Below are 22,177 nucleotides of genomic sequence, written 5' to 3' on the forward strand. Positions count from 1 at the left end.
GCGAGGGGCTGTAGGTGACGCCCCCGCCCCGCGATGTGGGCGGGGCGGGGGCGGAGGGCCAGATCAGTACGGCGAGGGCGGTCACGGCAGCCGCCCCGGCTATGAGCCCCGCCGCCTTCCCGGCCGAGAACGCGGCGGAGGTGGAGGGGGCGGAGACGAGCGGCGCGGAGGCGGCCGGGGCGGTCGCGGACGCGGCGGCCGGAGCGGCCGACGAGGCGAAGGCCACCGCCGTCTGCTGGCCACTGTCGTAGAGCGGCACCACCAGGGCGAGCCCGGAGAGCAGGCCCTCCGGCGGAACCAGCCCCGCACTGCCGTCGGAGCAGGAGGCGCAGCCCCGTACATGGCGGGCGATCCGCTTGCGCCACAGCGGCGTCGGCGTACCGTCCCAGTCGCCCAGCAGGTCCTCCAGTGCCGGGCAGCGGGGGTCGGACGCGAGGGCCCGGACGACCGCGCGGCCGACGTCGAGCTGGTTCTTCACCCGCTGGACGCGTACGGCGGCGTGCTGCGGGGAAAGCCCGAGCGCCTCGGCGAGTTCGGACCGGCTGAGGTCACCGGTCGTCTCCAGCCACCACAGGGACAGCACGTCGCGCTCGGAGTCGTCCAGCCAGCGGGTGGCCTCGGCCGTCTCGCGCCGCTGGCCGGAGAGTTCGAGGCGCAGGATCGTCAGGTCGACGAAGTCGGCGGCGGGGTCGGCGGGCTCCTCGGTCGCCTCCAGCGGGTCGGGGCGGTGGCCGAGACCGGACCAGCGGGTGCGGACCTGGTTCATGGCGATGGCGACGAGCCAGGAGCGGAAGCGGGCCGGATCGCGCAGCGAGGGCAGTCCGGACAGCGCCCGGAGCATGGTCTCCTGCACCACGTCGTCCACGTCCGGATGGCCGTTGAGGGCGCGCCCGACGACGTTGTAGACCAGCGGGAGGTACTGGGCGGCCAGCCGTTCCCCGGCGGCCCGGTCGCCGTTCCTCGCCGCGATGACCAGAGCGGTGCTGTCCACGCCGTTCACGCCCTTCGTTCGGTTCGCCACCGGGATGTGGGACAGGTCACCCCTGAGGGTTTTGTTATCCGTCCCCCGTCCGGTGGTCAACCAGTATGCGGGGGCCCGTAGGCCGTCCCGCCGAGAGAGTGCCGGGAACGGGAGGGACATGTCGAGCGATACGGACACCGACGTCACGCTGCCGGAGGCCGCGGGCGGCGGAGCGAGCGACTCCACCGGTCCGGACACCACCGAGGCGCGGGTCACCGAGGCGCAGGGCGCCGGCGCACAGGTCACCGAGGCGCACGCCACCGCGGCGCGGACGGGCGAGGCCATCACCACCTCGGCCCTGCACGCGGCGGCGACCGGCGCCGACACCTTCCCCGGGGCGCTGCGGGAGGCGCTGAACCGCCGCGGGCTGTCCCTGGAGCGGGTGAGCGAGCGGCTCAGGGTGCGCGGCATCACCATCAGCCAGGCCACCCTCAGCAGCTGGCAGCGCGGCCGCAGCCAGCCCGAACGGGCCCGGTCCCTGCGCGCGGTGGACGTGCTGGAGGAGATCCTGGAGCTGCCCGCCGGAGCGCTGCGCTCGCTGCTCGGACCGCGCCGCCCACGCGGCCGGATCACCCCGCCCGGCGCGGAGGGCGCGGCGCTCCAGATCCTCGGCGAGGACTCGGTGGTCGAGAAGGCGCTCGGCGCGCGCTTCCGCCACTTCAACCAGGAGACCAGCTCCCTGATGGTCCACGACATCGTGCGGATGGGAGAGAGCGGCACCCTGAGCGCGATCTCCACCACGAACGTGCTGCGGGCCAGCCGGGCGGGGGCCGACCGGGCGATCTTCGTGCTCAGCTTCGACGACGAGGCGGCCGAGCCGGTCGACATCAGGGTCAGTTGCGGACGCCTCGCCGAAGCCACGTATCTGAAGGGGCTCAAATCCCTGGTACTGGAGATCCACTTCGGCCGGGAGCTGGCCAAACTGGACACCACGGTGGTGAGTTACGCGGTCGAGGTGAGCCCGTCGAAGACGCCTGCCACCCACTACGAGCGCTGGTCGCGGACGAACCTCCACGAGTACCTCCAGCAGGTCTTCTTCCACCCCGGCGCCCTGCCGTCTGACTGCCACCGCTACGTCCGGGAGAAGGTGGGCGCCCCGCCCCGCGCCCGGCGGCGCATCCCGCTGAGCGAATCGCACGACGTCCATGTCCTCACCTCCCGCTGCAAACCCGGCGTCCACGGGGTGGCGTGGGACTACGGGACGGGAACAAGTGGAACGGGAGACCGCCCAGGATGAGTGGACGGCCTCCCGCGTCTGGGGGGTGGCCTTCGGCCGGTCTCGATCTCCGTTGCGGTTACTTGGTGTTGAGCGTCAGCCCGTAGTACGCGAGGGCGTCGTCGAGCGGCTGGAAGTAGGAGGAGCCGGGCGAGTTGACCTGGCCGTTGCAGCGCTGGTTGCTGGGACCACCGGACGTCATGCCCTGGGCCTGGTCACCGGAGATGTACGCGCCTCCGCTGTCCCCTCCCTGGGTGCAGACGCTGGAGCTCGCCAGGCCGGTCACGACGGTGTCCGGGCCGCCGTTCTGGTCGGTGTAGGTGACGCTGACGTTGTACGAGCCGACCTTGCCGCACGTCCAGTTGGTGGTCTGGCCGGACTTGCAGAGCGCCGCACCCGAGGGGGCCCGCTTGCTGCCCTTGACCGGGACGGTGCCGGCCCGGCCGTACGTGGTGACGTCGAGGCCGATCGAGTTGCCGGCGTCGACGGCCGCGATGCCCATGTCGACACTGCGGGTGCCCAGGGCGAACCGGGTGTGGGTGCCCTTGGCGAACCGGGTGCCGTTGTAGGCCAGTGCCGGCAGGTCCTCGATGCAGTGCCCGGCGGTCACGAGCACCTGCTTGCCGCTGCGGTCCTTGGCGCCGTAACCGACGGAGCACAGGTAGCCGTTGAAGGTCATCCGGCTGCCGGGCGGAACGACGGCCTGGGTCTCCAGCTTCTCCTGGCCCTTCACGACGCGTACGGCGTCGCCGTTGCTCTTCGCCGCCTTGAGGAAGCTGCGGGTCGCGGCGTCGGAGTCGCCGTTGACCTCGACGGTCACGGTGTCCGAAGCGAGGTCGACGGACCAGGCGGACACCCCGGCCGGGGCGCTCTTGAGCGCCCTGGCGTCGAGCTGCGCCTTGATGCGGTCGAGCTCGCTCTCGCCGCGCTCGGGGACGCGGGACTGGAGCCCCGCGGCCCGGACATCCTTCGCCGCTTCGGCGTCGGCGGCGTTGACGATCAGCGAACCGTCCTCGGCGAAGAAGGCCCCGAGCGTGTCGACCCGGTCCTTCCGCAGCTCCGCGAACCGGTCCTGCTGGTCGGCCTCGCGGTCCAGCCGTTGCACTGCGGCCTTCTCGCTGACACCCAGGGTGGTGGCGAGCGCCTTCACCATCTCCGGCTGGTACGCCGGAGCCGCCGCGGGCGCCGAGGGCTCGTCCGTCGTACCGGCGTAGGCCCCTGTGGCGACTCCGGCCGACAGAAGGGCGCCGATCGAGGCGGCCACGATGTATCTGCGCGCGTTCTTCTTCCTGCTGTGCTTCACGCGATTCCTTCCGCTACGCAGGCGAGCGTCCAGACAATGGGGGGGGTGGCCACACCGCGCCTGGGGAAGCACGATGTGTTCCATGGACACTGCCCGGCGGCGATGACATGTCCCTGTCGCCGCGCCTCGAACTCTGGCCCAGCCGGAACTGCCGCGACAAGAAGCGGAGATGGGGCTCTTTTCTACAGAACTGGCCGAGAACTGTAGAGAAGGCGGCCATCCTTCACCCGCCGTTGCCCCGCCGGACCTGCGAACTCCTTCTCAGCACCGAGGCGACGCACTATCGGCGGACACGGCGGCACGGACGCCCCGAGCACCTCTCCCCGCCCTCTCCGAACGCCGAAATCCCGCCCGGTCGAAATGACCGGACGGGATTCGTCAACCACTCGCGGCGTTACCCGTATACGAACGGGTCCTACTTGGCCGCGTCCAGCGCGGCCAGGGCCTGCGCCCAGCCGACGTACTTCAACTCCGCCAGGTCGGCGACGGTCGTGACGCCGAACGCCTCCTTGAGCAGGTCACCCTGCCGGTCCGAGACACCCTTCAGCGCGGAGACGGGCGCCGCGAGCACTTCGGGCACGCTCTTGTCCGCCCACGCCTTGTCCAGCACCTTGTCCAGATCGATCGAGGCCATGCTCGTTCCCCTCTTCCGGTCGCGCTCCCCACGAAGCGCGCACACGTACGACGGGGCAGCACGGAACCCGCCCACCCCTTGCCGACATCTACAGACGTGTAGAGCATAGGGAGGGAAGCCGCTCCGGAGTGCGCTTGCGGGAAGACGGGCCGGCAAAGTCCGAAACACGTCGCCTCGCGCGCCGTGCGTGCCCGAGGCGTCCACATGACCTGCGACGACGCGACGGCTGCGACAGGCCCTTCCCGTACGGCGGAGCGGGACCTCGTGGCGTTTCCGGAGACCTGCTCAAGAACTGCCGGTTGTGGGTCTGTGGGTTCCCTCAGATCATCGCGCGCCCACGCTCGGCACCCGGCGCGGCAGGGGCACATGAGGACTCTGCGGGCGTCAGGGTTTTGAGCACCCCCAGCGGCTGCCGCAAACCTGCTGCTTCCGACCAGCCGGGGGTGAAATCCAGTCCATAAGCACGACGCCGAACAAACCGGCCGCGGTCGTTCGTCCCGTTGATGTCAGGCAGGAAGAGCAAGCGGCTCCGAGCTCCCCATAGCCGCCGTTAGGATCCCTGCATGAGCAGCGACGAGACCCTTTTTGCGTCCATTGAACCATCGGCAGCAGCGCCGGCGAAGACTGCGGAGGCGGAGCCCCTGGCCGATGCCAGTACAGAGGCGTCTGTGCGGGTGCGCCCAACGCCCCACAAGTCGAAACTCGTTGAACTGCTGAAGAACTCAAAGCTGCCCAAGGAAGACAGGGCTTCGGTCGAGGAAGCGATAGAACGGTATGAGTCATGGATTGAGGACATGTCGAGCATCAACGCCACCGGCAATGAACTCGTGCGGCAACTAGTCGATCTGGTCAATCATTACAAGAAATGCGTGGAACTCGACCTGATCTGGGACAGCGAGAAAGACTTCCTTTTCAGGCAGCGGGGGCAGCTGAAGATTGATAACTCCATCATCGAAGAGTTCCTGCCGTGGCTGATCGACCCTCGAGTGATTCCCGTACTGGCCGAGCAAGATCTGTACGCCGGGCCGGCCGGAGCTTTTGCGGCCGCCTATTTCTCAAGTTCCCTTACGGCGCCGACCAGCGGCATCGACATGAAGATCAGGCGGAAGGACCAGGACTTCACACTGAGCAGGCGCGCCTACTTGCAGGCGTCATTCGATAAGAACTTTCCTACCGGAGCTTCGTCGAGCATTGCCGTGTGGTTGGCCTACGTGGCCGCCGAGTGCAAAACCAACCTGGATAAGACGATGTTCCAGGAGGCGAGTGCCACTTCTCACGATCTCAAGGTGGCCGTTCCAGCAGCCCGCTATTATTTGATGTGCGAATACCTTGACATGACGCCTATCAGCACTGCCGGCACAGACATCGATGAAGTGTTGATCCTGCGCGGAAAGAGGCTGGGTTCTCACAAGAGAAAAGAGTACTCATCGGCCGAGAACAGGAAGCGGCTGAGATCGGAATACGTCGATTACCTCGAAAGGAATCCGATCAGGTATGATGTCGTGCAGCGATTCGTCGATCATCTGAGGTCCCTGTTCGAGGCCAAGGATCCGAACGAAGAAGACGTTGTCAGCAAGGGATATTTCTAGAGAGCAGGGATATGGGCGTCGAGGAGATCTTCAACTCGGTTCGTAAGCGTGAATTTGACCGCAGCTTTATCGGGCAGGCCGATCTCGACGTGCTCGTACGGGAACGGCGCAGCGCGCTCCCCTGGCGCGGCCAGTTCACTCCGGGCTTGGTGAGTAAGCTTCTCGACGTCTACTACCCCGGCTCCGGAATCGTGTTCGACCCATTCCTGGGCAGTGGCACGACCGTTCTGGAGTGCATCCGAAAGGGCATCCCGTCGGCCGGTGTCGAAATCAACCCCGCGGCGTTGGAACTGTCCGGGATCCTGGAGCTTGCCACGCTGCCCCACGAGCAACGGCTCCAGGTCGTAGAAGAAGCCTCCACCCACTTGGACAAGATTTCGATTGCAGGGCAGGACACGCTTTTCGGCAAGCCGGACGAAATCGAAGACATCGTTGAATATCTGCTTGATGGACATCGCGGCGCTGTGAACGAGAACGTCGGGCGCATCTTCGCTACCACTCTGCTGCTGAGCATGGGGGACAAGAAGGAAGCGGACACAAGGAAAGTACAGAAGTCCTGGAATCAGGTGCGTGACCTGATCATGGACTTCCCCTGCGCTCCGACTCCCTCCCAGGTGATCCCTGGCGATGCCCGCAAGGTGCCCCTTGGCGATGGGTGCGCAGGCCTTGTGGTCACGTCACCCCCGTACATCAACGTGTTCAACTATCACCAGAACTACCGTCCCGCGGTGGAGAAGATCGGCTGGAATGTCCTTCCTGCCGCACGAACGGAAATCGGATCCAATCGAAAGAACCGCCAGAATCGATTCCTGACAGTAATTCAGTACTGCATCGACATGATGAAAGCACTGAGCGAGATGGAAAGACTGGTTTCCGACGCGGGGAACGTCGTCCTGGTTGTGGGACGGGAATCCAAAGTACGTGGCATCGCGTTCTCGAACTCTGAAATCGTGGCTTCTCTGGCTGATCGACTTCCCAACCTGAACTTTGCGCGCTGGCAGGAAAGAAAATTCACTAACAGGTTCGGCGTTGTCATTTATGAAGATATTCTGTCTTTCAAGGTGGAGAAGAGCTCCATCGCTCCTCATGAACCGAAACTGGGCGAATTTGCGCGTGATGTAGCTCGCTACGTGCTGGTGGAGGCACTGGAGCAATCAACGGGCGATGTCCGGGAAGATGTGCAGAATGCCATCGAGAGCGTAATGAAAGTGGAAGCTTCGCCGGAATTGAGCCTGATGAAGGTTTGAGGTCGGCGGAGCGGGTTTGGCCGGTGCCCTGCACAACGGGTTCCCCCACCCCCACCCCGTGCCGGCCGTTTCTCTCGGTTGGTGCCGCGCTCGGTGCGCCGCCGCCCCGGACGCCCCGGACGGGGCAGCCGGGGCGGAGACAGAAGCAGCCCTCGGCCGGGGGCTGCGGCGCGCGCCGCGCTTGCGTGGCGCCTTGAACCCGTAGAGAAGGTTTCTTCTCGCTCCACGCCCGCCCGGGAGTTGGCGCGTGATCGTCACCTGTTGATGGTCGGCCCTCGCGGCCGCCCGCAGTTCCTACCGAGTGCCGTCAACCGACGTGGGCATCGAGCGGCCCGAAGACCTGGAGCCATGGCGGATTCATGGTGAGCGAACGGTCTGTGACAACCGCTGGGCGAACTGACGCTGGTCGAGGTGGAGCCGCAGGGAGTTGAGCGCTTCGAGCATCGCGCAGTGCGGCTCCATCACGTGGCGATCGCCGCTCCGGTCGCCGACCAACACCGCGTGCTCATGCTCGGGCGCTACCGCTTCGTGGCGGACCCGTGGGGTTGAGAACTCCCCGGAGGCATCATCGGCCAGGGCAAGGCCCCTCACGCGACCGCCTGGCATCGAGGAAGCTGGGCACGTCGCGTGGGTACCGGTCTCGGACATCCTCCGGCTGATGGCCATCGCGCCAGGTGGCCACCGCTCAAGAAGATGCCCAGCATGCTGCGTCGCGGGCTTCCTCCCCGTCAGGCAGCCAAGCAACCGGGCCTTCACCGCGCGGTCGGCTGCTGCGGCTGTGCGCAAGATCGGATCCAGTTGCCGTACTTCGCTGCTGTACGACGCCAAAGAGCCCCTACCGGATTTCCCCGGTAGGGGCTCTGAGCTGCGGTGGACCTGTGGGGATTTGAACCCCAGACCCCCTCGATGCGAACGAGGTGCGCTACCAGACTGCGCCACAGGCCCTTGCAACGTGTGAAACTCTAGCACCCCCACAGGGGTGCTTGGAAATCCGTTCCTCCGCTGGTCAGCGGTGCCGGGATTTCCGAGCTCCGTCCGCCGCCTCACTCGTTGGCCGCACGCGGCCGGTCCTCGTCGTCGTACTGGTCGAAGAGCGGCGTCCGGCCCCGGTCGCGGTTGCGGCGGGACTGGTTCGTGCGCTGACGCGGGGCAGGGTCGATCGCGGGGGCCGTCGGGTGCGACGTGCCCGTCTGGGTGGGCTCGGCGGTGCTGGAGCGGGCCGCGCTCCAGGTCTCCGGGTCGTTGACCTCCACGCCGCCCGTGGCCCGGGGGGCGACGGGCGCGGTGACATAGGTGGGCAGCGGTACGGGAACGGGCTCCCAGCTGTCGCCCTGGGCGCGGCCGCGCTCCCGCTGCTGGTCCACCCACTCCGCGTGGTCCGTCTGCTCGACGAGCGCGCGGCGGCCCGCCTCCTGGGGGGAGACCGTGGGCGTCGGCTCCGGCTCCCGGTGGTGGGCCTCGGAGTCGTCGTCGGGCTCGGCGGGGGCGGGGGCCGTGGGCTGGTGCCTGCGGGGGCGGTTCTCACGCAGCCGCTGTGCCGCGACCTCGGCCCGGCGGCGGTCCATGGTGAAGGCGAACCGCCGGCGCTCCTGGGCGCGCAGATGCACGATGTACGTGCTCAGCAACACGGCGGGCGCGGCGGGCGCCCACAGGAAGCCGAGACCGCCGACCGCCGCGACGACCGCTCCGAGGGTGAAGGCCAGGAAGAGGACGACGGTGGTCCGCCTGCGCCGCGCCAGGACCTGGGAGCGCTGGGCGCGCCGGGCCCGCTCGGCGTCGGACGCGCCGGAGCTGGGGCGCCGCCGGGCTGGGGGCACGTGCTCCGCGGGGCGCTCGCCGGACCGGCGCTCGTGCGCCTGACGGTCAGAGAGCTGATGCGCCGCCCGTCGGTCATGCGCCGGGCGGTCGGAGGCCTGGCGGTCCGGGGCGCGCTCGGGAGCGTGCGCCGGTTCGGTCAGCCTGGCTTCCGTGTGCGCCGGAGGCGCGGCAAAGGCCCGGACGTCCACGGATTCCATACGATCCGTTTCCCGGTCCGGGTCGACGTCGGGCGTCGCCTCCTCGGCGGTGCGCTCCCGCAACTCCTTGGCATACCGGCGCTCCATCGCCGCCCGTCCGGACAGCAGCCGGATGGCGGTGCTGAAGCGTTCCGTCGGACGGGCCTCGTTGAGCTCGTCCTGCCTGCGGAGCCACATCGGTACCAAGTAGGCGGCCCAGGCCCCGACGATGACTGCGTAGATGAGGCCGCTGCTGCTCACGCTCACACCGTAGAGGGGTTTGCGCGGAAGGATCCGCCAATTGGCCCGGTGTGTCGCGCGATCCGGCTGATATCACGGACTTTTTTTGTGATTGTTCGGATCAACAGCCGCCGATAGCCCGACCCCATGCGGTCGCCGGGCGATCAAATTCGAACACCTATTTTATTTAGTCGGTCGGTCCGGAGCCTCTCGGCGTCACGGGACGCGACCGGCGCCAGCGCCGGAGCATCCCCTCGGGCACTTCCTCGGCGGTGAGGGCGAAGATCAGATGGTCGCGCCAGGCACCGTCGATGTGGAGATAGCGCGGGCGCACGCCCTCCGAACGGAATCCGAGTTTCTCCACCACCCTGCGACTGGGACCGTTCTCCGGGCGAATGCAGACCTCGATGCGGTGCAGGCCCACGGCACGGAAGCAGTGGTCCACGGCGAGGGCCACGGCCGTCGGCATGACCCCGCGCCCGGCGACGCTCTGATCGACCCAGTAACCGACGTGCCCGGAACACATCGAGCCCCAGGTGATCCCCGCGACCGTGAGCTGGCCGACCAGTCGGCCCTCGTACTCGATGGCGAACGGCAGCATCCGCCCCGCGTTCGCCTCGGCGCGCAGGTGGCGGACCATCTGCCGGTACGTGGGGCGCTGGGCCATCGGACCGCCGGGGGCGGGCGGCGGGACCGTCGCCTCCCAGGGGCGCAGCCAGTCGCGGTTGCGCCGGTTGACCTCGCGCCACATCCGCTGGTCACGCATCTTTATCGGGCGCAGGACGATCTCGCCGTCGGTCAGCGTCACCGGCCAGGTCGCGATGTTCAGCTCGGGCTCCCCGGTCGGGGGTGGTCGCCGCCGCGGAGCTGGTCGACGGCGTGCACCAGGAGGCGGCCGAGGACCGTCAGCCCGTCCTTCACCCCTCCGGTGGAGCCGGGGAGGTTGACGATCAGGGTGCGGGCGGCCACACCCGCGAGGCCCCGGGAGAGGGCGGCGGTCGGGACCTTGGCCAGGCCCTCGGCCCGGATCGCCTCCGGGATGCCGGGGATCTCGTGGTCGAGGACGCGACGGGTGGCCTCGGGCGTGGCGTCGGTGGGCGAGATGCCCGTACCGCCGGTGGTGACGATCACGTCGTACCCGGCGGCGACGCCCGCGCGCAGGGCCGCCTCGACCGGGTCGCCGTCGGGGACGACCTGCGGGCCGTCGACCGTGAAGCCGAGGCCGGTCAGCGCTTCGGCGATGAGTGGGCCGCCCCGGTCCGCGTACACCCCGGCGGATGCCCGGTTGGAGGCGGTGACAACCAGGGCGGTGAGGGGGGAGGGCAGTTCGACGCCGGTGGGCTCGGGCGTCTTCCGCTCGTGGCCGGGGACGCCCGGCGCGATCGTCCGCCGCTCGTGGCCGGGGACTCCGGACCCGGGCGTGTGCTGCTGGTGGCCGGAGGCTCCCGACCCGGGCGTGTGCTGCGCGTGGCCGGGGACTCCGGACTCGGGCGGCGTCACGCGTCCGGTCCCTCCGGCGCGGTGCGCCGGTAGTCGCCGGACTTGCCGCCCGACTTCGCCTCGACCCGTACGTCGGTGATGACCGCGCTCTTGTCGACGGCCTTGATCATGTCGATCACCGTGAGGGCCGCCACCGAGACCGCGGTGAGGGCCTCCATCTCGACGCCCGTGCGGTCCGTCGTCTTCACGGTGGCCGTGATCTCCACGGCGTCGTCGGCCACGCTCAGATCGACCTTCACGCCGGAAACGGCCAGCGGATGGCAGAGCGGGATCAGGTCCGGGGTGCGCTTGGCCCCCATGATCCCGGCGATCCGGGCGGTGGCGAGGGCGTCGCCCTTGGGGACTCCCTCGCCGCGCAGCAGCTCGATCACGCGCGGCGAGACGAGCACCCGGCCGGCGGCGCGGGCGACGCGGGTGGTGACGTCCTTCTCCGACACGTCGACCATGCGGGCCGCGCCCGCCTCGTCGATGTGCGTCAGCCTGTTCTGCGTACTCAACTCACTCCGCCTAGCGGTAGGGGCGCCGGTGGACCTCGGGGAACCGGAGGGGGTCCCCCGGAAGGCACGGCGGCAGATACCGTACCGCCACCGGGCGGCGGTCAGCCGAGCAGGATCACGTCCGTCTCCGTGCCGGGCTCGACCGAGGTGACGTCCTCGCCCACCACGATCAGCACGTCCGCCTGCGCGAGCGCGGCGATCAGATGCGAACCGGAACCGCCGACCGGAGTGACCGTCCCTGCCTCGGCGTCGTGACGGCCGCGCAGGAACTGGCGGCGGCCGTCCGGCGACGTGAGCGCCTTGTCGGCGCTCAGCCGGGCGCGGGCCGTCGGGCGGTGCACGTCGGTGAGGCCCATCAGGGCACGGATGGCGGGGCGGACGAACAACTCGAAGGAGACATAGGCGGAGACCGGGTTGCCCGGCAGGGCCAGCAGCGGAGTGTGGTCCGGGCCGATCGAGCCGAAGCCCTGCGGCTTGCCGGGCTGCATGGCGAGCTTGCGGAACTCGACCCCGCCGCCCGGCTCGTCCTCGTCCCCGACGGAGGACAGCGCCTCCTTGACCACGTCGTACGCGCCGACGCTGACACCGCCCGTGGTGACGACGATGTCCGCGCGGATCAGCTGGTCCTCGATCGTGGCGCGCAGTGTCTCGGCGTCGTCGGTCACCGCGCCGACCCGGTAGGCGATGGCTCCGGCGTCCCGGGCGGCGGCCGTCAGCGCGAAGCTGTTGGAGTCGTAGATCTGGCCGCCGGTCAGCTGCTCGCCGGGCTGGACCAGTTCGCTGCCGGTGGACAGGACGACCACGCGGGGGCGGGGCCGTACGACCACGGTGGCGCAGCCGATCGCCGCGAGCAGCCCGATCTGCGGCGGGCCCACGACCGACCCGGCGGCCAGGGCCAGATCGCCCGGCTTGACATCGCTGCCGCGCTCGCGCACATGGGCGCCGGCCACGACGGACCGGTGCACCCTGACCTCGCCGGTGGCGTCCTCGGGCGCGTCGCTGTGGGCGCGCATGGCGGCGGCCGGGCCCTCGCCCGTACCGCCGTCGGTCCACTCCACCGGGACCACGGCCTGGGCACCGGCGGGCAGCGGCGCGCCCGTCATGATGCGGGCGGCCTGTCCCGGTCCCACGACCTGGTCGTCGGCGAGCCCCGCACTGCCCGCGGCGACGTCGCCGATGACGGTGAGGACCGCGGGGAACTCCTCGCTGGCGCCCTCGACATCGGCGATCCGGACCGCGTAACCGTCCATGGAGCTGTTGTCGAACGGTGGCAGGGCCACCTCCACGACGACGTCCTTGACGAGGACGCAGCCCTGGGCGTCCGGCAGCTGCAGCTCGATGGGCTCCAACGGCCTCACCGCCGCGAGGATGTCGTCCAGGTGCTCGTCCACCGACCAGATCGTGCTGCTCACGGGGTTACATCTCCTCAGCGACGTACTTGCGCAGCCAGGTCCGGAAGTCCGGCCCCAGGTCTTCACGTTCGCACGCCAGTCTGACAATGGCGCGCAGATAGTCGCTGCGGTCGCCGGTGTCATAGCGGCGGCCCTTGAAGACGACGCCGTGCACGGGGCCGCCGATCTTCTCGTCCGCGGCGAGCAGCTGGAGCGCGTCGGTGAGCTGGATCTCGCCGCCGCGGCCCGGCTCGGTGTGTCGCAGTATGTCGAAGACCGCGGGGTCCAGGACGTACCGGCCGATGATGGCGAGGTTGCTGGGGGCGTCGGCCGGGTCCGGCTTCTCGACCAGGCCGGTGATGCGGACCACGTCGCCGTCGACGGTGGCGTCCGCGGCGGCGCAGCCGTAGAGGTGGACCTGCGAGGGCTCGACCTCCATCAGCGCGATGACGCTGCCGCCCTCACGCTCCTGGACCTCGACCATCCGGGCCAGCAGCGCGTCGCGCGGGTCGATCAGGTCGTCGCCGAGGAGCACCGCGAAGGGCTGGTCGCCCACGTGCGGGGCGGCGCACAGCACGGCGTGCCCGAGGCCGCGGGGGTCGCCCTGTCGCACGTAGTGCATGGTGGCCAGGTCGCTGGACTCCTGGACCTTGGCGAGGCGTTCGGCGTCGCCCTTGCGGGTGAGCGCGGACTCCAGCTCGTAGTTGCGGTCGAAGTGGTCCTCAAGGGGACGCTTGTTGCGGCCGGTGATCATCAGTACGTCGGAGAGACCCGCTGCCACGGCCTCTTCGACGACATACTGGATGGCCGGCTTGTCGACGACAGGCAGCATCTCTTTGGGAGTGGCCTTCGTGGCGGGCAGGAACCGGGTGCCGAGACCTGCTGCCGGGATGACGGCCTTGCTGATCCTGGGGTGCGACTGAGTCATGTGCAGACCTTAACGGCTGCACACGGCCGGAAGCTGATATTCCGGTTAACTTCGTCCTTAAATATGCCCATACGAGAATCGTGCGAGTCACCATTGAACACCGACAAGTCCGGAAAGACGTCCGCGAAGAGCTCCCTGCGGCGCGAACTGCTCGCCGCGCGGGCCCTCCTGACGAAGGAGGACGCCGTCCGGACGGCTGCGGTTCTCGCCGGGACGGCCCTGAGCCTGCCCGAACTGGCCGACGCCCGTACGGTCGCCGCATACGTGTCCGTGGGCCGTGAACCGGGCACCCGCGCCCTCCTGGAGGCGCTGCGCGGGCGTGGCGTCCGGGTGCTGCTGCCGGTCCTCCTGGCCGACAACGACCTGGACTGGGCGGCCTACGAGGGCCCGGAGCACCTGCTCCCGGCCGGGCGGGGGCTCCTTGAGCCGGACGGCCCTCGCCTGGGCCCTGCCGCCGTCCTGGAAGCCGGGGCGGTGCTGCTGCCCGGCCTGGCGGTGGACGGGGCCGGGATGCGGCTGGGGCGGGGCGGCGGCAGCTACGACCGGGTGCTGGCCCGGCTGACGGCCGCCGGGGCGCACCCTTCGCTCGTCGTGCTCCTGTACGACGACGAGGTGGTCGCGCGGGTCCCCTCGGAACCGCACGACCACCCCGTGGACGCCGTGGTCACGCCGGCCGGAGCGCGGCGCTTCGTGAACCCTCGATAGGCCTACGGTTTCAGCGTCAGCGTGTCGACGGTGGACGCGTCGACCGCGTCCGCCCCGAAGGACCAGTCGAGCAGTTCACCGTCGACCCACTTGTCGGTCTGATCGGTGTAGTGCGCGCTGAACGCGTGCCCGGAGGCTCCGCTGAGGTTGATCCAGCGGGACTTGTCCCAGTCCCCCACGTTGACGACCATCCGCATCGACGGCACCCAGACGACCTCGTAGCCGCTCGCCGCGTTCCAGCCGGTGGCGTTGACCGCGGCCTCGCCGCCGCCGAGGTTCCAGGGACCGCGGTTGAGCGCCCGCTGGAGCAGGCCGGGGCCTTCGGTGCCGAGGGTCTGGTTCTTCAGCGTCAGCCGGTGCAGGCGGCCCCAGCTCCAGGTGGAGATGTTCTTGCCGAGCTTGGAGGTCAGCTCCCAGCGGGCGTCCTCCATCGCCCGGGCGAACAGGTCGTCCCGGCTCTCCAGGGCGTCCTCGCGGCCCCGGGCGGGGGCCTTCCACCACTCGTTGTCCTGGTCGTCCACGATGTCGCGGACCACCTGGAACCAGCGGTCGCCGCCGTCCGGCTGCGCGGTGTCGCCGTCGCGCTGGCCGCACTCGCGGACGAGCTTCTTCTGCTGGTCGGCCGGGCCGCTGTTCTTGACCGGCGGCACGTTGATGCAGTCGCCCTCGACCCGCATCTCCTTGGGCAGCTTGTTGCCGAAGGTGAGCTTGAGGATGTTGCGCCAGACGCCGTTGAAGTACGCGGCGGCGGCCGAGTCGGGCTCCTGGGTGTAGTCCCAGCCCTCCAGCAGCTTCTGGGCCTCGCGGACGCTCGGGTCGGAGATGTTGATCTTCTTCAGCTCGGGCACCAGCAGCGCGGCGATCTCGCTGAAGTTGTCCATCTGCATCTTCTGCATGTCATCGGTCGAGACCTTCTCGCCACCCTTGATCTTCTGGGTCAGGAGGTCGTTGATCCGCTGACTGCGGGCGCCGTAGCCCCAGTCCTTGGTCAGGAGGTGGGGGTACTTCTCCTCGTCGATGACGGCCTGGTTGGCGGTGACGATGAAGCCGCGGTCCGGGTTGTACTCGTACGGCAGCTCGTCGAAGGGGATGTACCCCTCCCACGCGTACTTCGGGTCCCAGCCCGGCGCGGGCGCCGTGCCGTCGTAGCCCTTCGAGCGGACCGGGATCCTGCCGGGGGCCTGGTACCCGATGTTGCCCTTGGTGTCGGCGTAGATGAGGTTCTGCGAGGGGACCTCGAAGTTCTCGGCGGCCTTCCGGAAGGTGGTGAAGTCCTTGGCCCGGTTGAGCGCGAAGACGGCGTCCATCGACTTGCCGGGCTCCAGCGCGGTCCACTTCAGCGCCACCGCGTAGCCGTCGGCCCGGTCAGGTGCGGAGGTGCCGACGGGTGCCTTCTGGCCGACCTTGTCCAGTTCCTTGCTGCGGTCGGAGACCAGGGGGCCGTTGTTCGTCTCGCGGACGGTGATCGTCCGGTCCCTGCCGCCGGCGACCTTGATGGTCTCCTCGCGGGTCTTGAAGGACTTGTTCTCGCCGTCGTACAGGTAGCCGTCGCCCGAGACCTTCTCCAGGAAGAGGTCCGTGACGTCGGCGCCCAGGTTGGTGAGGCCCCAGGCGATGTCCTGGTTGTGACCGATGATCACACCGGGCATACCGGAGAAGGTGTAGCCGGCCGTGTCGTACTGGCAGGTCTTGGAGAGCTCCCGGCAGTGCAGTCCCATCTGGTACCAGAGGGAGGGCAGCATCGGCGCGAGGTGCGGGTCGTTCGCGAGCAGCGCCTTGCCGGACGTCGTGTGCTTGCCGTCGACGACCCAGGAGTTCGAGCCGATGCCGTTGCCGTTGGGGCCGAGCAGCGCCGGGATCTCGTCGAGGGTGTCGGAGAGGGCGGCCATCTGGGTGTTCAGCCCCTCGGTGGCGCCCTCGGGGGTCGTGGAGCCGATGTTGTCCGACGGGGTCGCCTCGGGGTCGAACTTCCCGGTGACCGGGGAGATCGCGCCGTTCTCGATGATCGGCTTGTTCCGCTTGTACGGGTAGCCGGGGTACAGGTCCTCGATCTGATCCTTGTCGAGACGGCTGGTCAGCAGCGAACGGTCGATCTCGTCCTGCATGTTGCCGCGCAGGTCCCAGGCCATCGCCTTCAGCCAGGCCACCGAGTCGACCGGGGTCCACTCGCCGGGCTTGTAGTCGTTGGTCAGCCCCAGAGCCGCGTACTCGACCGAGATGTCCCGGCCTTCCTTGCCCTTCAGATACGCGTTGACGCCCTCCGCGTACGACTGGAGGTTCTTCTTGGTGCTCGCGTCCAGGACCTCGTCGTACTCCTTCTGCGCCACCTTCCGCCAGCCGAGCGTCCGCAGGAAGGAATCGGTCTCCACCTGTCCGGAACCGAACATCTCGGAGAGCCGTCCGGACGTCATGTGCCGCCGGACGTCCATCTCCCAGAAGCGGTCCTGGGCCTGGACGAAGCCCTGGGCGCGGAAGAGGTCGGCGTCGGAGTCCGCGTAGATCTGCGGGATTCCGTAGGAGTCACGTTTGACCTCCACGTCGCCGGAGAGGCCGTCGAGAGTCATCGACCCGGTGGTCTGCGGGTACGAGGCCCGCACGGTGGATACGGACCAGTACGCCCCGTATCCGACACCCGCGACGAGCGCCAGCACCAGGACGAGCACGAGCAGGCGGGCGCGTCGCCCCTTCTTCCTGCCGGGCTTCTTCGCGTCGGAAGGGCCGGAAGAGGCGGTTGTGTTGGAGGGCATCGCTGTCCTTCGAGGGGCAGGGTGGTCCTGGGAGTGCAGGAGCAACCATAGGCGCAGCGGAGAAGCCACTCGGACGCGGTATAGGGATGCATCCATTTGCGTCTTCCTCGTACGAACACTCGAACCCGTCAAGGAATCGTTAAAGATTAGGTAAGGTAACGAAGTAACTGGCTGCCGGAGGACGATCCGGCAGGCGCACGCAGGGAAGGAACGGACCCTGACTGTCCACGCGCTCAACGAACTCCTGCTCGTCTGCTCGCTCGTCCTGCTCGTCGCCGTGGCGGCGGTACGGATCTCCTCACGCAGCGGGCTCCCCAGCCTGCTCCTGTATCTCGGCATCGGGATCGCCCTGGGGCAGGACGGCATCTTCGACGTCAAGTTCGACAACGCCGAGCTGACGCAGGTCTTCGGCTACGCCGCACTGGTCGTCATCCTGGCCGAGGGCGGACTCGGGGCGAAGTGGAAAGAAGTCAGACCCGTCCTGCCCGCGGCCGCGGTGATCTCGACCGTCGGCGTCGGCATCAGCGTGGGCATCACCGCCGCCGCCGCGCACTACCTGGTGGGCCTGGACTGGCGGCAGGCCCTCATCATCGGCGCGGTCGTCTCCTCGACCGACGCGGCGGCCGTCTTCTCCGTGCTGCGCAGGGTTCCCCTGCCGCCCCGGATCACCGGTGTCCTGGAGGCCGAGTCGGGCTTCAACGACGCCCCCGTCGTCATCATGGTCGTCGCGTTCTCCGCGGCCGGCCCGGTCGAGCACTGGTACATCCTGGTCGCGGAGATCGCCATGGAGCTGGCCATCGGCGCGGCGATCGGCATAGCGGTCGGCTGGCTGGGGTCCCTGGGGCTGCGGCACGTGGCGCTGCCCGCCTCCGGCCTCTACCCGATCGCCGTGATGGCCATCGCCGTCTCCGCGTACGCGGCGGGCGCCATGGCCCACGGCAGCGGATTCCTCGCCGTCTACCTGGCCGCGATGATCCTCGGCAACTCCAAGCTGCCGCACTGGCCCGCCACCCGGGGCTTCGCCGACGGGCTCGGCTGGCTGGCCCAGATCGGCATGTTCGTGCTGCTCGGCCTGCTCGTCACCCCGCACGACCTGGTCGACGACTTCTGGCCCGCCATCGTCGTGGGCCTGGTGCTGACCATGGTGGCGCGGCCGTTGTCGGTCTTCCTGAGTCTCGCGCCGTTCCGGCTGCCGGCCCGCGAGAAGGTCCTGATGTCCTGGGCCGGGCTGCGCGGGGCGGTGCCCATCGTCCTGGCGACCATTCCGATGGTGTCCGGGGTGGACGGCAGTACGAGAATCTTCAACATCGTGTTCGTCCTGGTCATCGTCTACACCCTGATCCAGGGCCCGACACTGCCCTGGGTCGCGAGCAAGCTGAAGATCGCCGACGACCCCGCCGAGGCCGCCGACCTGGGCATCGAGTCGGCCCCGCTGGAACGGCTGCGCGGACACCTGCTGTCGGTCGCCATCCCCACGAAGTCCAAGATGCACGGCGTCGAGGTGGGCGAGCTCCGGCTTCCGCCGGGCGCCGCGGTCACGCTGGTGGTCCGCGAGGGCACGAGCTTCGTGCCGTCCCCGGCGACGGTGCTGCGGCGCGGGGACGAACTGCTGGTGGTGGCCACCGATCCGGTGCGCGACAGGGCGGAGGAACGGCTGCGGGCGGTCGGCGAGGGCGGCAAACTGGCCGGCTGGCTGGGCACGGGCCGTTCCCCCGCTGCCGGCACACCCGGCATGGCGGGACCCCATGGCGGTTCCGCCATCCCCCAGGCGATGAAGCTGGCCAAGAAGCTCGGCGGTGCCGGCGCCAGAGACAACGGCAGCGGCAGCGGCAGCGACAGCGACACGAAGACGAGTCCGAGTCCCTGAGACCCACTGAGGCGACGACTCAGGGAATCGGCAGCGCACGCGTCGCAGATCACAGGCTGATACGGAAGTCCTGTACGCAATCACAGGCATACAGGGCTTCCTGCCTGTACGATTAAGGGCAAACCTGATCGACCAACTCTGTCTGATGCAGAGCTGGCGCGACCGTATGGCGGTCGTGGTGTCTCTTCGCCCGGCGTTTCTTCGCCGATTGCAGCGAGTCGCCCGGCATCTACCGCAGTTCCGCGCGAAGAGGACAGCTCTCGGCCGCTTCCGTCCGGCCCGCCCCACAAGGGCGCCGGGAAGCAGGGCCACCAGGCGGCAGAAAGGCAAGGACCGTGGCGACCACGGTCTCCGACCGCCCCGGATACGGGCAACTCCTGCGCACCCCCGGTGCGTGGACCTTCCTCCTCCCGGGCTTCGCCGCACGACAGCCCTTCGCGATGCTCACCATCGGCATCGTCCTCCTCGTGCAGCACACGACCGGCTCGTACGGCAGCGCGGGCGCCGTCGCGGCGGTCTCCGGCGTCTCCATGGCGCTGTTCGCCCCGCAGAGCGGCAAGCTCGCCGACCGCTTCGGTCAGCGCGCCGTCCTGCTGCCCGGGGTGCTTCTCCACACCGTCTCCGTGAGCGCCCTGACCGTACTGGCCCTGGCGGACGCACCCCTGTGGGCGCTTTTCGTCGCCGCCGTACCGACCGGCGCCTCGATCCCGCAGATCGGCCCCATGGTGCGGGCCCGCTGGGCGGCGATGCTGGGGGCGACCCCCGACCGGCCCGCCTCTCCGCTGATGTCCACCGCGGCCGCGTTCGAGTCGGTGACGGACGAGTTCACGTTCGTCCTCGGCCCGGTGATCGCCACCGCGCTCTGCACCGGCGTGCACCCGGCGGCAGGACTGATCACCGAAGCCGCCCTGACCCTGGTCGGCGGCCTCTTCTTCGCCGCTCAGCGCGCCACCCAGCCCGCCCCTCGCAACGCGGCCACCGCGGCCGAACCGCACGCCTCGGCGCTCTCCGTGCCGGGTGTGCGCGTCCTGGCCGTCGCCTTCCTGGGCATCGGCGCGGTCTTCGGCGGGATGCAGGTCTCGCTGACCGCGTTCTCCGAGGAGATCGGCCACCCCGGGGTGAACGGTGTCCTCTACGGAGTCTTCGCGGCGGGCAACATGCTGGCCGGCATCGCCTGCGGCGCCATCGCCTGGAAGAGCAGCCCGCGCCGACGGCTGATCGTCGGGTACGTGGCGCTGACCCTGACCGCGTCCGGCCTGTGGGCCGTCCACTCGGTGCCGCTGCTGGCCGGGCTCGGCCTGCTCGTCGGCCTCTGCATCGCCCCGGCGCTGATCAGCGGCTACACCCTGGTCGAAGCGCTGGTGCCCGCCACCGCCCGCACCGAGGCCTTCACCTGGCTGACGGGCGCCGTGGCGCTCGGACAGGCCGCGGCCGTGACCGTGGCGGGGCAACTCGCCGACACTCATGGCGCGAGCACCGGTTTCCTGGTGCCGCTGGCCGGAACCGTGCTGGCCCTGATGACCCTGCTGGCCCTGCGTTCGCGGCTGACTCCGAGGTCCTCGGGACGCACCGTCGCACGTGGGATCGGTCACCGCGAGCCGGTCACGGTGGACTGATTCAACGGAATACGTCAGTATGGAGCGTCGTTAGCACTCATTGAGTGAGAGTGCCAGGAGGAGCAAGTGCCGACCTATCAGTACCAGTGCACCGAGTGCGGCGAGGGCCTCGAGGCGGTGCAGAAGTTCACCGATGATGCCCTGACCGTGTGCCCGAGCTGCGACGGACGCCTCAAGAAGGTGTTCTCCGCGGTCGGCATCGTCTTCAAGGGTTCCGGTTTCTACCGGAACGACAGCCGTGGCTCCTCGTCGAGCAGCACGCCGTCGTCGACGGCCTCGAAGTCGTCCGACTCCGCGTCGTCCTCGTCGTCGGGTTCGGACACGAAGGCGAGCGCGTCGTCGTCGTCCTCTTCGTCCGGCTCCTCCTCGTCGTCGGCCTCCGCGCCGGCCTCGTCGAGCGGTACGTCGGCCGCCTGAGCCCGCGTACGCCCCACCTGCTTTTCACCGGACCCCGCCGAGGCCACTCGGCGGGGTCCGGGCGTTCGACCGGGGAATCGCTCCTCCGGATACGGTGACCGCATGGCGAACGCACTTGACGCAACGGGCTCCGGTACGGGTACGGCGGGTACCGGGAGTTCCGCGGAGATCGGTGTCATCGGCGGCTCGGGCTTCTACTCCTTCCTGGAGGACGTCACCGAGGTCTCCGTGGACACCCCTTACGGGAAGCCGAGCGACTCGGTCTTCCTCGGCGAGCTCGGCGGCCGGCGGGTGGCCTTCCTGCCCCGCCACGGACGCGGCCACCACCTGCCACCGCACCGCATCAACTACCGGGCCAACCTCTGGGCGCTGCGCTCGGTGGGGGTCCGGCAGGTGCTCGGCCCGTGCGCGGTGGGCGGGCTGCGGCCGGAGTACGGGCCGGGCACCCTGCTCGTCCCCGACCAGCTGGTGGACCGCACCAAGGCCCGCGTGCAGACCTTTTACGACGGTGAGACCCGGGCCGACGGAACCGTGCCGAACGTCGTCCACCTGGGCTTCGCCGACCCGTACTGCCCCGAGGGGCGCAGGGCCGCACTGACCGCGGCTCGCGGACGCGACTGGGAGCCGGTGGACGGCGGCACCCTGGTGGTTGTCGAGGGTCCCCGCTTCTCGACCCGTGCGGAATCGCGCTGGCACGCGGCGATGGGCTGGTCGGTCGTGGGCATGACCGGACACCCCGAAGCGGTCCTCGCCCGTGAACTGGGCCTCTGCTACACGACGATGACCCTGGTGACCGACCTGGACGCGGGGGCCGAGGCGGGCGAGGGCGTCTCGCACGAGGAGGTGCTCCAGGTGTTCGCGGCCAACGTGGACCGGCTGCGCTCGGTGCTGTTCGACGCGGTGGCCGGGCTGCCGAAGAGCGAGAACCGCAACTGCACGTGCGCCCACGCCCTGGACGGGATCGACACGGGTATCGCCCTGCCGTAGCGGGTAGCGCCCTGCCCGTAGCGGGTAGCGCCCTGCCCGTTTCGGGGATCACCGCCGCTCGGGCAGGGCGCACATCGCCGGAACGGGTGACGGGGTTATCCCCAGTGCGAGGACTGTCCACAGGCCTCAGCGGGATCTGCGTGGGCGGGGGAAAGTGAGGGGAGTCCGGCCGGGTCAACCGGTCCGGACTCCCCTTTCCCTTTCCTTCTCCCTTGCCCTCGTCCGCCCGAATCCAGGTGGTGCCATGTCCCCGTCCCCGTCGCCGCTCACGTCCACCC

18 protein-coding genes and 1 tRNA gene are annotated in these 22,177 nt (G+C 69.3%); 8 read left to right on the forward strand and 11 right to left on the reverse strand.

The annotated features are described in order from the left end of the window. Positions 1 to 1,000 (reverse strand): RNA polymerase sigma factor (locus HET64_RS20190; protein WP_215107594.1); only part of this gene is annotated, 1,000 nt, incomplete at its 3' end. A gap of 139 nt (positions 1,001 to 1,139) precedes the next feature. Here HET64_RS20190 and HET64_RS20195 point away from each other — a divergent pair. Further along, complete coding sequence (locus HET64_RS20195; RefSeq protein ID WP_215107574.1) at positions 1,140 to 2,258, forward strand: helix-turn-helix transcriptional regulator; 1,119 nt, start codon at positions 1,140 to 1,142, stop codon at positions 2,256 to 2,258. A 58-nt stretch (positions 2,259 to 2,316) separates the two neighbouring features. Here HET64_RS20195 and HET64_RS20200 read toward each other — a convergent pair whose 3' ends face one another. Both HET64_RS20200 and HET64_RS20205 read right to left on the reverse strand, forming a co-directional pair. Further along, positions 2,317 to 3,540: a S1 family peptidase gene (locus HET64_RS20200; protein WP_215107575.1), complete on the reverse strand. Its 1,224-nt coding sequence runs from the start codon at positions 3,538 to 3,540 to the stop codon at positions 2,317 to 2,319. A 415-nt stretch (positions 3,541 to 3,955) separates the two neighbouring features. Next, entirely contained in the window at positions 3,956 to 4,174 is a 219-nt protein-coding gene (locus HET64_RS20205) for a hypothetical protein (RefSeq protein ID WP_215107576.1), read from the reverse strand. Between the two features lie 563 nt (positions 4,175 to 4,737). On the opposite strand from HET64_RS20205, the gene HET64_RS20210 reads away from it, so the two are divergent. Then, on the forward strand, positions 4,738 to 5,763 hold the full coding sequence (locus HET64_RS20210; RefSeq protein ID WP_215107578.1) for a Bpu10I family restriction endonuclease: 1,026 nt from the start codon (positions 4,738 to 4,740) through the stop codon (positions 5,761 to 5,763). A gap of 11 nt (positions 5,764 to 5,774) precedes the next feature. Continuing rightward, positions 5,775 to 7,010: a DNA methyltransferase gene (locus tag HET64_RS20215; protein WP_215107580.1), complete on the forward strand. Its 1,236-nt coding sequence runs from the start codon at positions 5,775 to 5,777 to the stop codon at positions 7,008 to 7,010. An 871-nt stretch (positions 7,011 to 7,881) separates the two neighbouring features. Here HET64_RS20215 and HET64_RS20220 read toward each other — a convergent pair. From HET64_RS20220 to galU, 7 genes are all read right to left on the reverse strand, one after another. Further along, a tRNA-Ala gene (locus tag HET64_RS20220) sits at positions 7,882 to 7,955 on the reverse strand. A gap of 98 nt (positions 7,956 to 8,053) precedes the next feature. Further along, a complete protein-coding gene (gene glpR, locus HET64_RS20225) occupies positions 8,054 to 9,265 on the reverse strand; it encodes a gephyrin-like molybdotransferase receptor GlpR (RefSeq protein ID WP_215107581.1) in 1,212 nt (403 codons plus the stop codon). 166 nt (positions 9,266 to 9,431) lie between these two features. Then, entirely contained in the window at positions 9,432 to 10,052 is a 621-nt protein-coding gene (locus tag HET64_RS20230; RefSeq protein ID WP_215107582.1) for a GNAT family N-acetyltransferase, read from the reverse strand. 17 nt (positions 10,053 to 10,069) lie between these two features. After that, positions 10,070 to 10,570 (reverse strand): molybdenum cofactor biosynthesis protein B, encoded by a 501-nt coding sequence (locus HET64_RS20235; RefSeq protein ID WP_215107595.1) that lies wholly within the window; start codon positions 10,568 to 10,570, stop codon positions 10,070 to 10,072. Between the two features lie 170 nt (positions 10,571 to 10,740). Then, positions 10,741 to 11,241 carry a cyclic pyranopterin monophosphate synthase MoaC gene (gene moaC / locus HET64_RS20240; RefSeq protein ID WP_215107583.1) on the reverse strand — a complete coding sequence of 167 codons (501 nt, stop codon included), beginning with the start codon at positions 11,239 to 11,241 and terminating at the stop codon, positions 10,741 to 10,743. Positions 11,242 to 11,342: 101 nt separating this feature from the next. Beyond that, positions 11,343 to 12,653, reverse strand: a complete 1,311-nt coding sequence (gene glp, locus HET64_RS20245; RefSeq protein WP_215107584.1) for a gephyrin-like molybdotransferase Glp — start codon at positions 12,651 to 12,653, stop codon at positions 11,343 to 11,345. 4 nt (positions 12,654 to 12,657) lie between these two features. Beyond that, positions 12,658 to 13,560, reverse strand: coding sequence for a UTP--glucose-1-phosphate uridylyltransferase GalU (galU, locus tag HET64_RS20250; protein WP_215107585.1), 903 nt, complete (start codon positions 13,558 to 13,560; stop codon positions 12,658 to 12,660). A 93-nt stretch (positions 13,561 to 13,653) separates the two neighbouring features. Here galU and HET64_RS20255 point away from each other — a divergent pair, with 93 nt between their 5' ends. Beyond that, positions 13,654 to 14,265 (forward strand): 5-formyltetrahydrofolate cyclo-ligase, encoded by a 612-nt coding sequence (locus HET64_RS20255; RefSeq protein ID WP_215107586.1) that lies wholly within the window; start codon positions 13,654 to 13,656, stop codon positions 14,263 to 14,265. Positions 14,266 to 14,267: 2 nt separating this feature from the next. Here HET64_RS20255 and HET64_RS20260 read toward each other — a convergent pair whose 3' ends face one another. Further along, complete coding sequence (locus HET64_RS20260) at positions 14,268 to 17,012, reverse strand: penicillin acylase family protein (RefSeq protein WP_215107588.1); 2,745 nt, start codon at positions 17,010 to 17,012, stop codon at positions 14,268 to 14,270. A gap of 277 nt (positions 17,013 to 17,289) precedes the next feature. On the opposite strand from HET64_RS20260, the gene HET64_RS20265 reads away from it, so the two are divergent. From HET64_RS20265 to HET64_RS20280, 4 genes are all read left to right on the forward strand, one after another. After that, positions 17,290 to 18,879 carry a potassium/proton antiporter gene (locus HET64_RS20265; RefSeq protein ID WP_374105566.1) on the forward strand — a complete coding sequence of 530 codons (1,590 nt, stop codon included), beginning with the start codon at positions 17,290 to 17,292 and terminating at the stop codon, positions 18,877 to 18,879. 335 nt (positions 18,880 to 19,214) lie between these two features. After that, complete coding sequence (locus HET64_RS20270; protein ID WP_215107590.1) at positions 19,215 to 20,495, forward strand: MFS transporter; 1,281 nt, start codon at positions 19,215 to 19,217, stop codon at positions 20,493 to 20,495. A gap of 66 nt (positions 20,496 to 20,561) precedes the next feature. Beyond that, positions 20,562 to 20,912: an FmdB family zinc ribbon protein gene (locus tag HET64_RS39910; RefSeq protein ID WP_215107592.1), complete on the forward strand. Its 351-nt coding sequence runs from the start codon at positions 20,562 to 20,564 to the stop codon at positions 20,910 to 20,912. 102 nt (positions 20,913 to 21,014) lie between these two features. Then, complete coding sequence (locus HET64_RS20280; RefSeq protein ID WP_215107593.1) at positions 21,015 to 21,899, forward strand: S-methyl-5'-thioadenosine phosphorylase; 885 nt, start codon at positions 21,015 to 21,017, stop codon at positions 21,897 to 21,899. Positions 21,900 to 22,177 lie beyond the last annotated feature (278 nt).

Source organism: Streptomyces sp. McG3 (genome assembly GCF_018619185.1).
GTDB lineage: Bacteria > Actinomycetota > Actinomycetes > Streptomycetales > Streptomycetaceae > Streptomyces.

Bases quoted from the DNA above. Each gene is read 5' to 3' on its own strand.
- HET64_RS20195 (WP_215107574.1), top strand. From the start codon at position 1,140: ATGTCGAGCGATACGGACACCGACGTCACGCTGCCGGAGGCCGCGGGC.
- HET64_RS20205 (WP_215107576.1), bottom strand. From the start codon at position 4,174: ATGGCCTCGATCGATCTGGACAAGGTGCTGGACAAGGCGTGGGCGGAC.
- HET64_RS20210 (WP_215107578.1), top strand. From the start codon at position 4,738: ATGAGCAGCGACGAGACCCTTTTTGCGTCCATTGAACCATCGGCAGCA.
- HET64_RS20215 (WP_215107580.1), top strand. From the start codon at position 5,775: ATGGGCGTCGAGGAGATCTTCAACTCGGTTCGTAAGCGTGAATTTGAC.
- galU (WP_215107585.1), bottom strand. From the start codon at position 13,560: ATGACTCAGTCGCACCCCAGGATCAGCAAGGCCGTCATCCCGGCAGCA.
- HET64_RS20260 (WP_215107588.1), bottom strand. From the start codon at position 17,012: ATGCCCTCCAACACAACCGCCTCTTCCGGCCCTTCCGACGCGAAGAAG.
- HET64_RS20280 (WP_215107593.1), top strand. From the start codon at position 21,015: ATGGCGAACGCACTTGACGCAACGGGCTCCGGTACGGGTACGGCGGGT.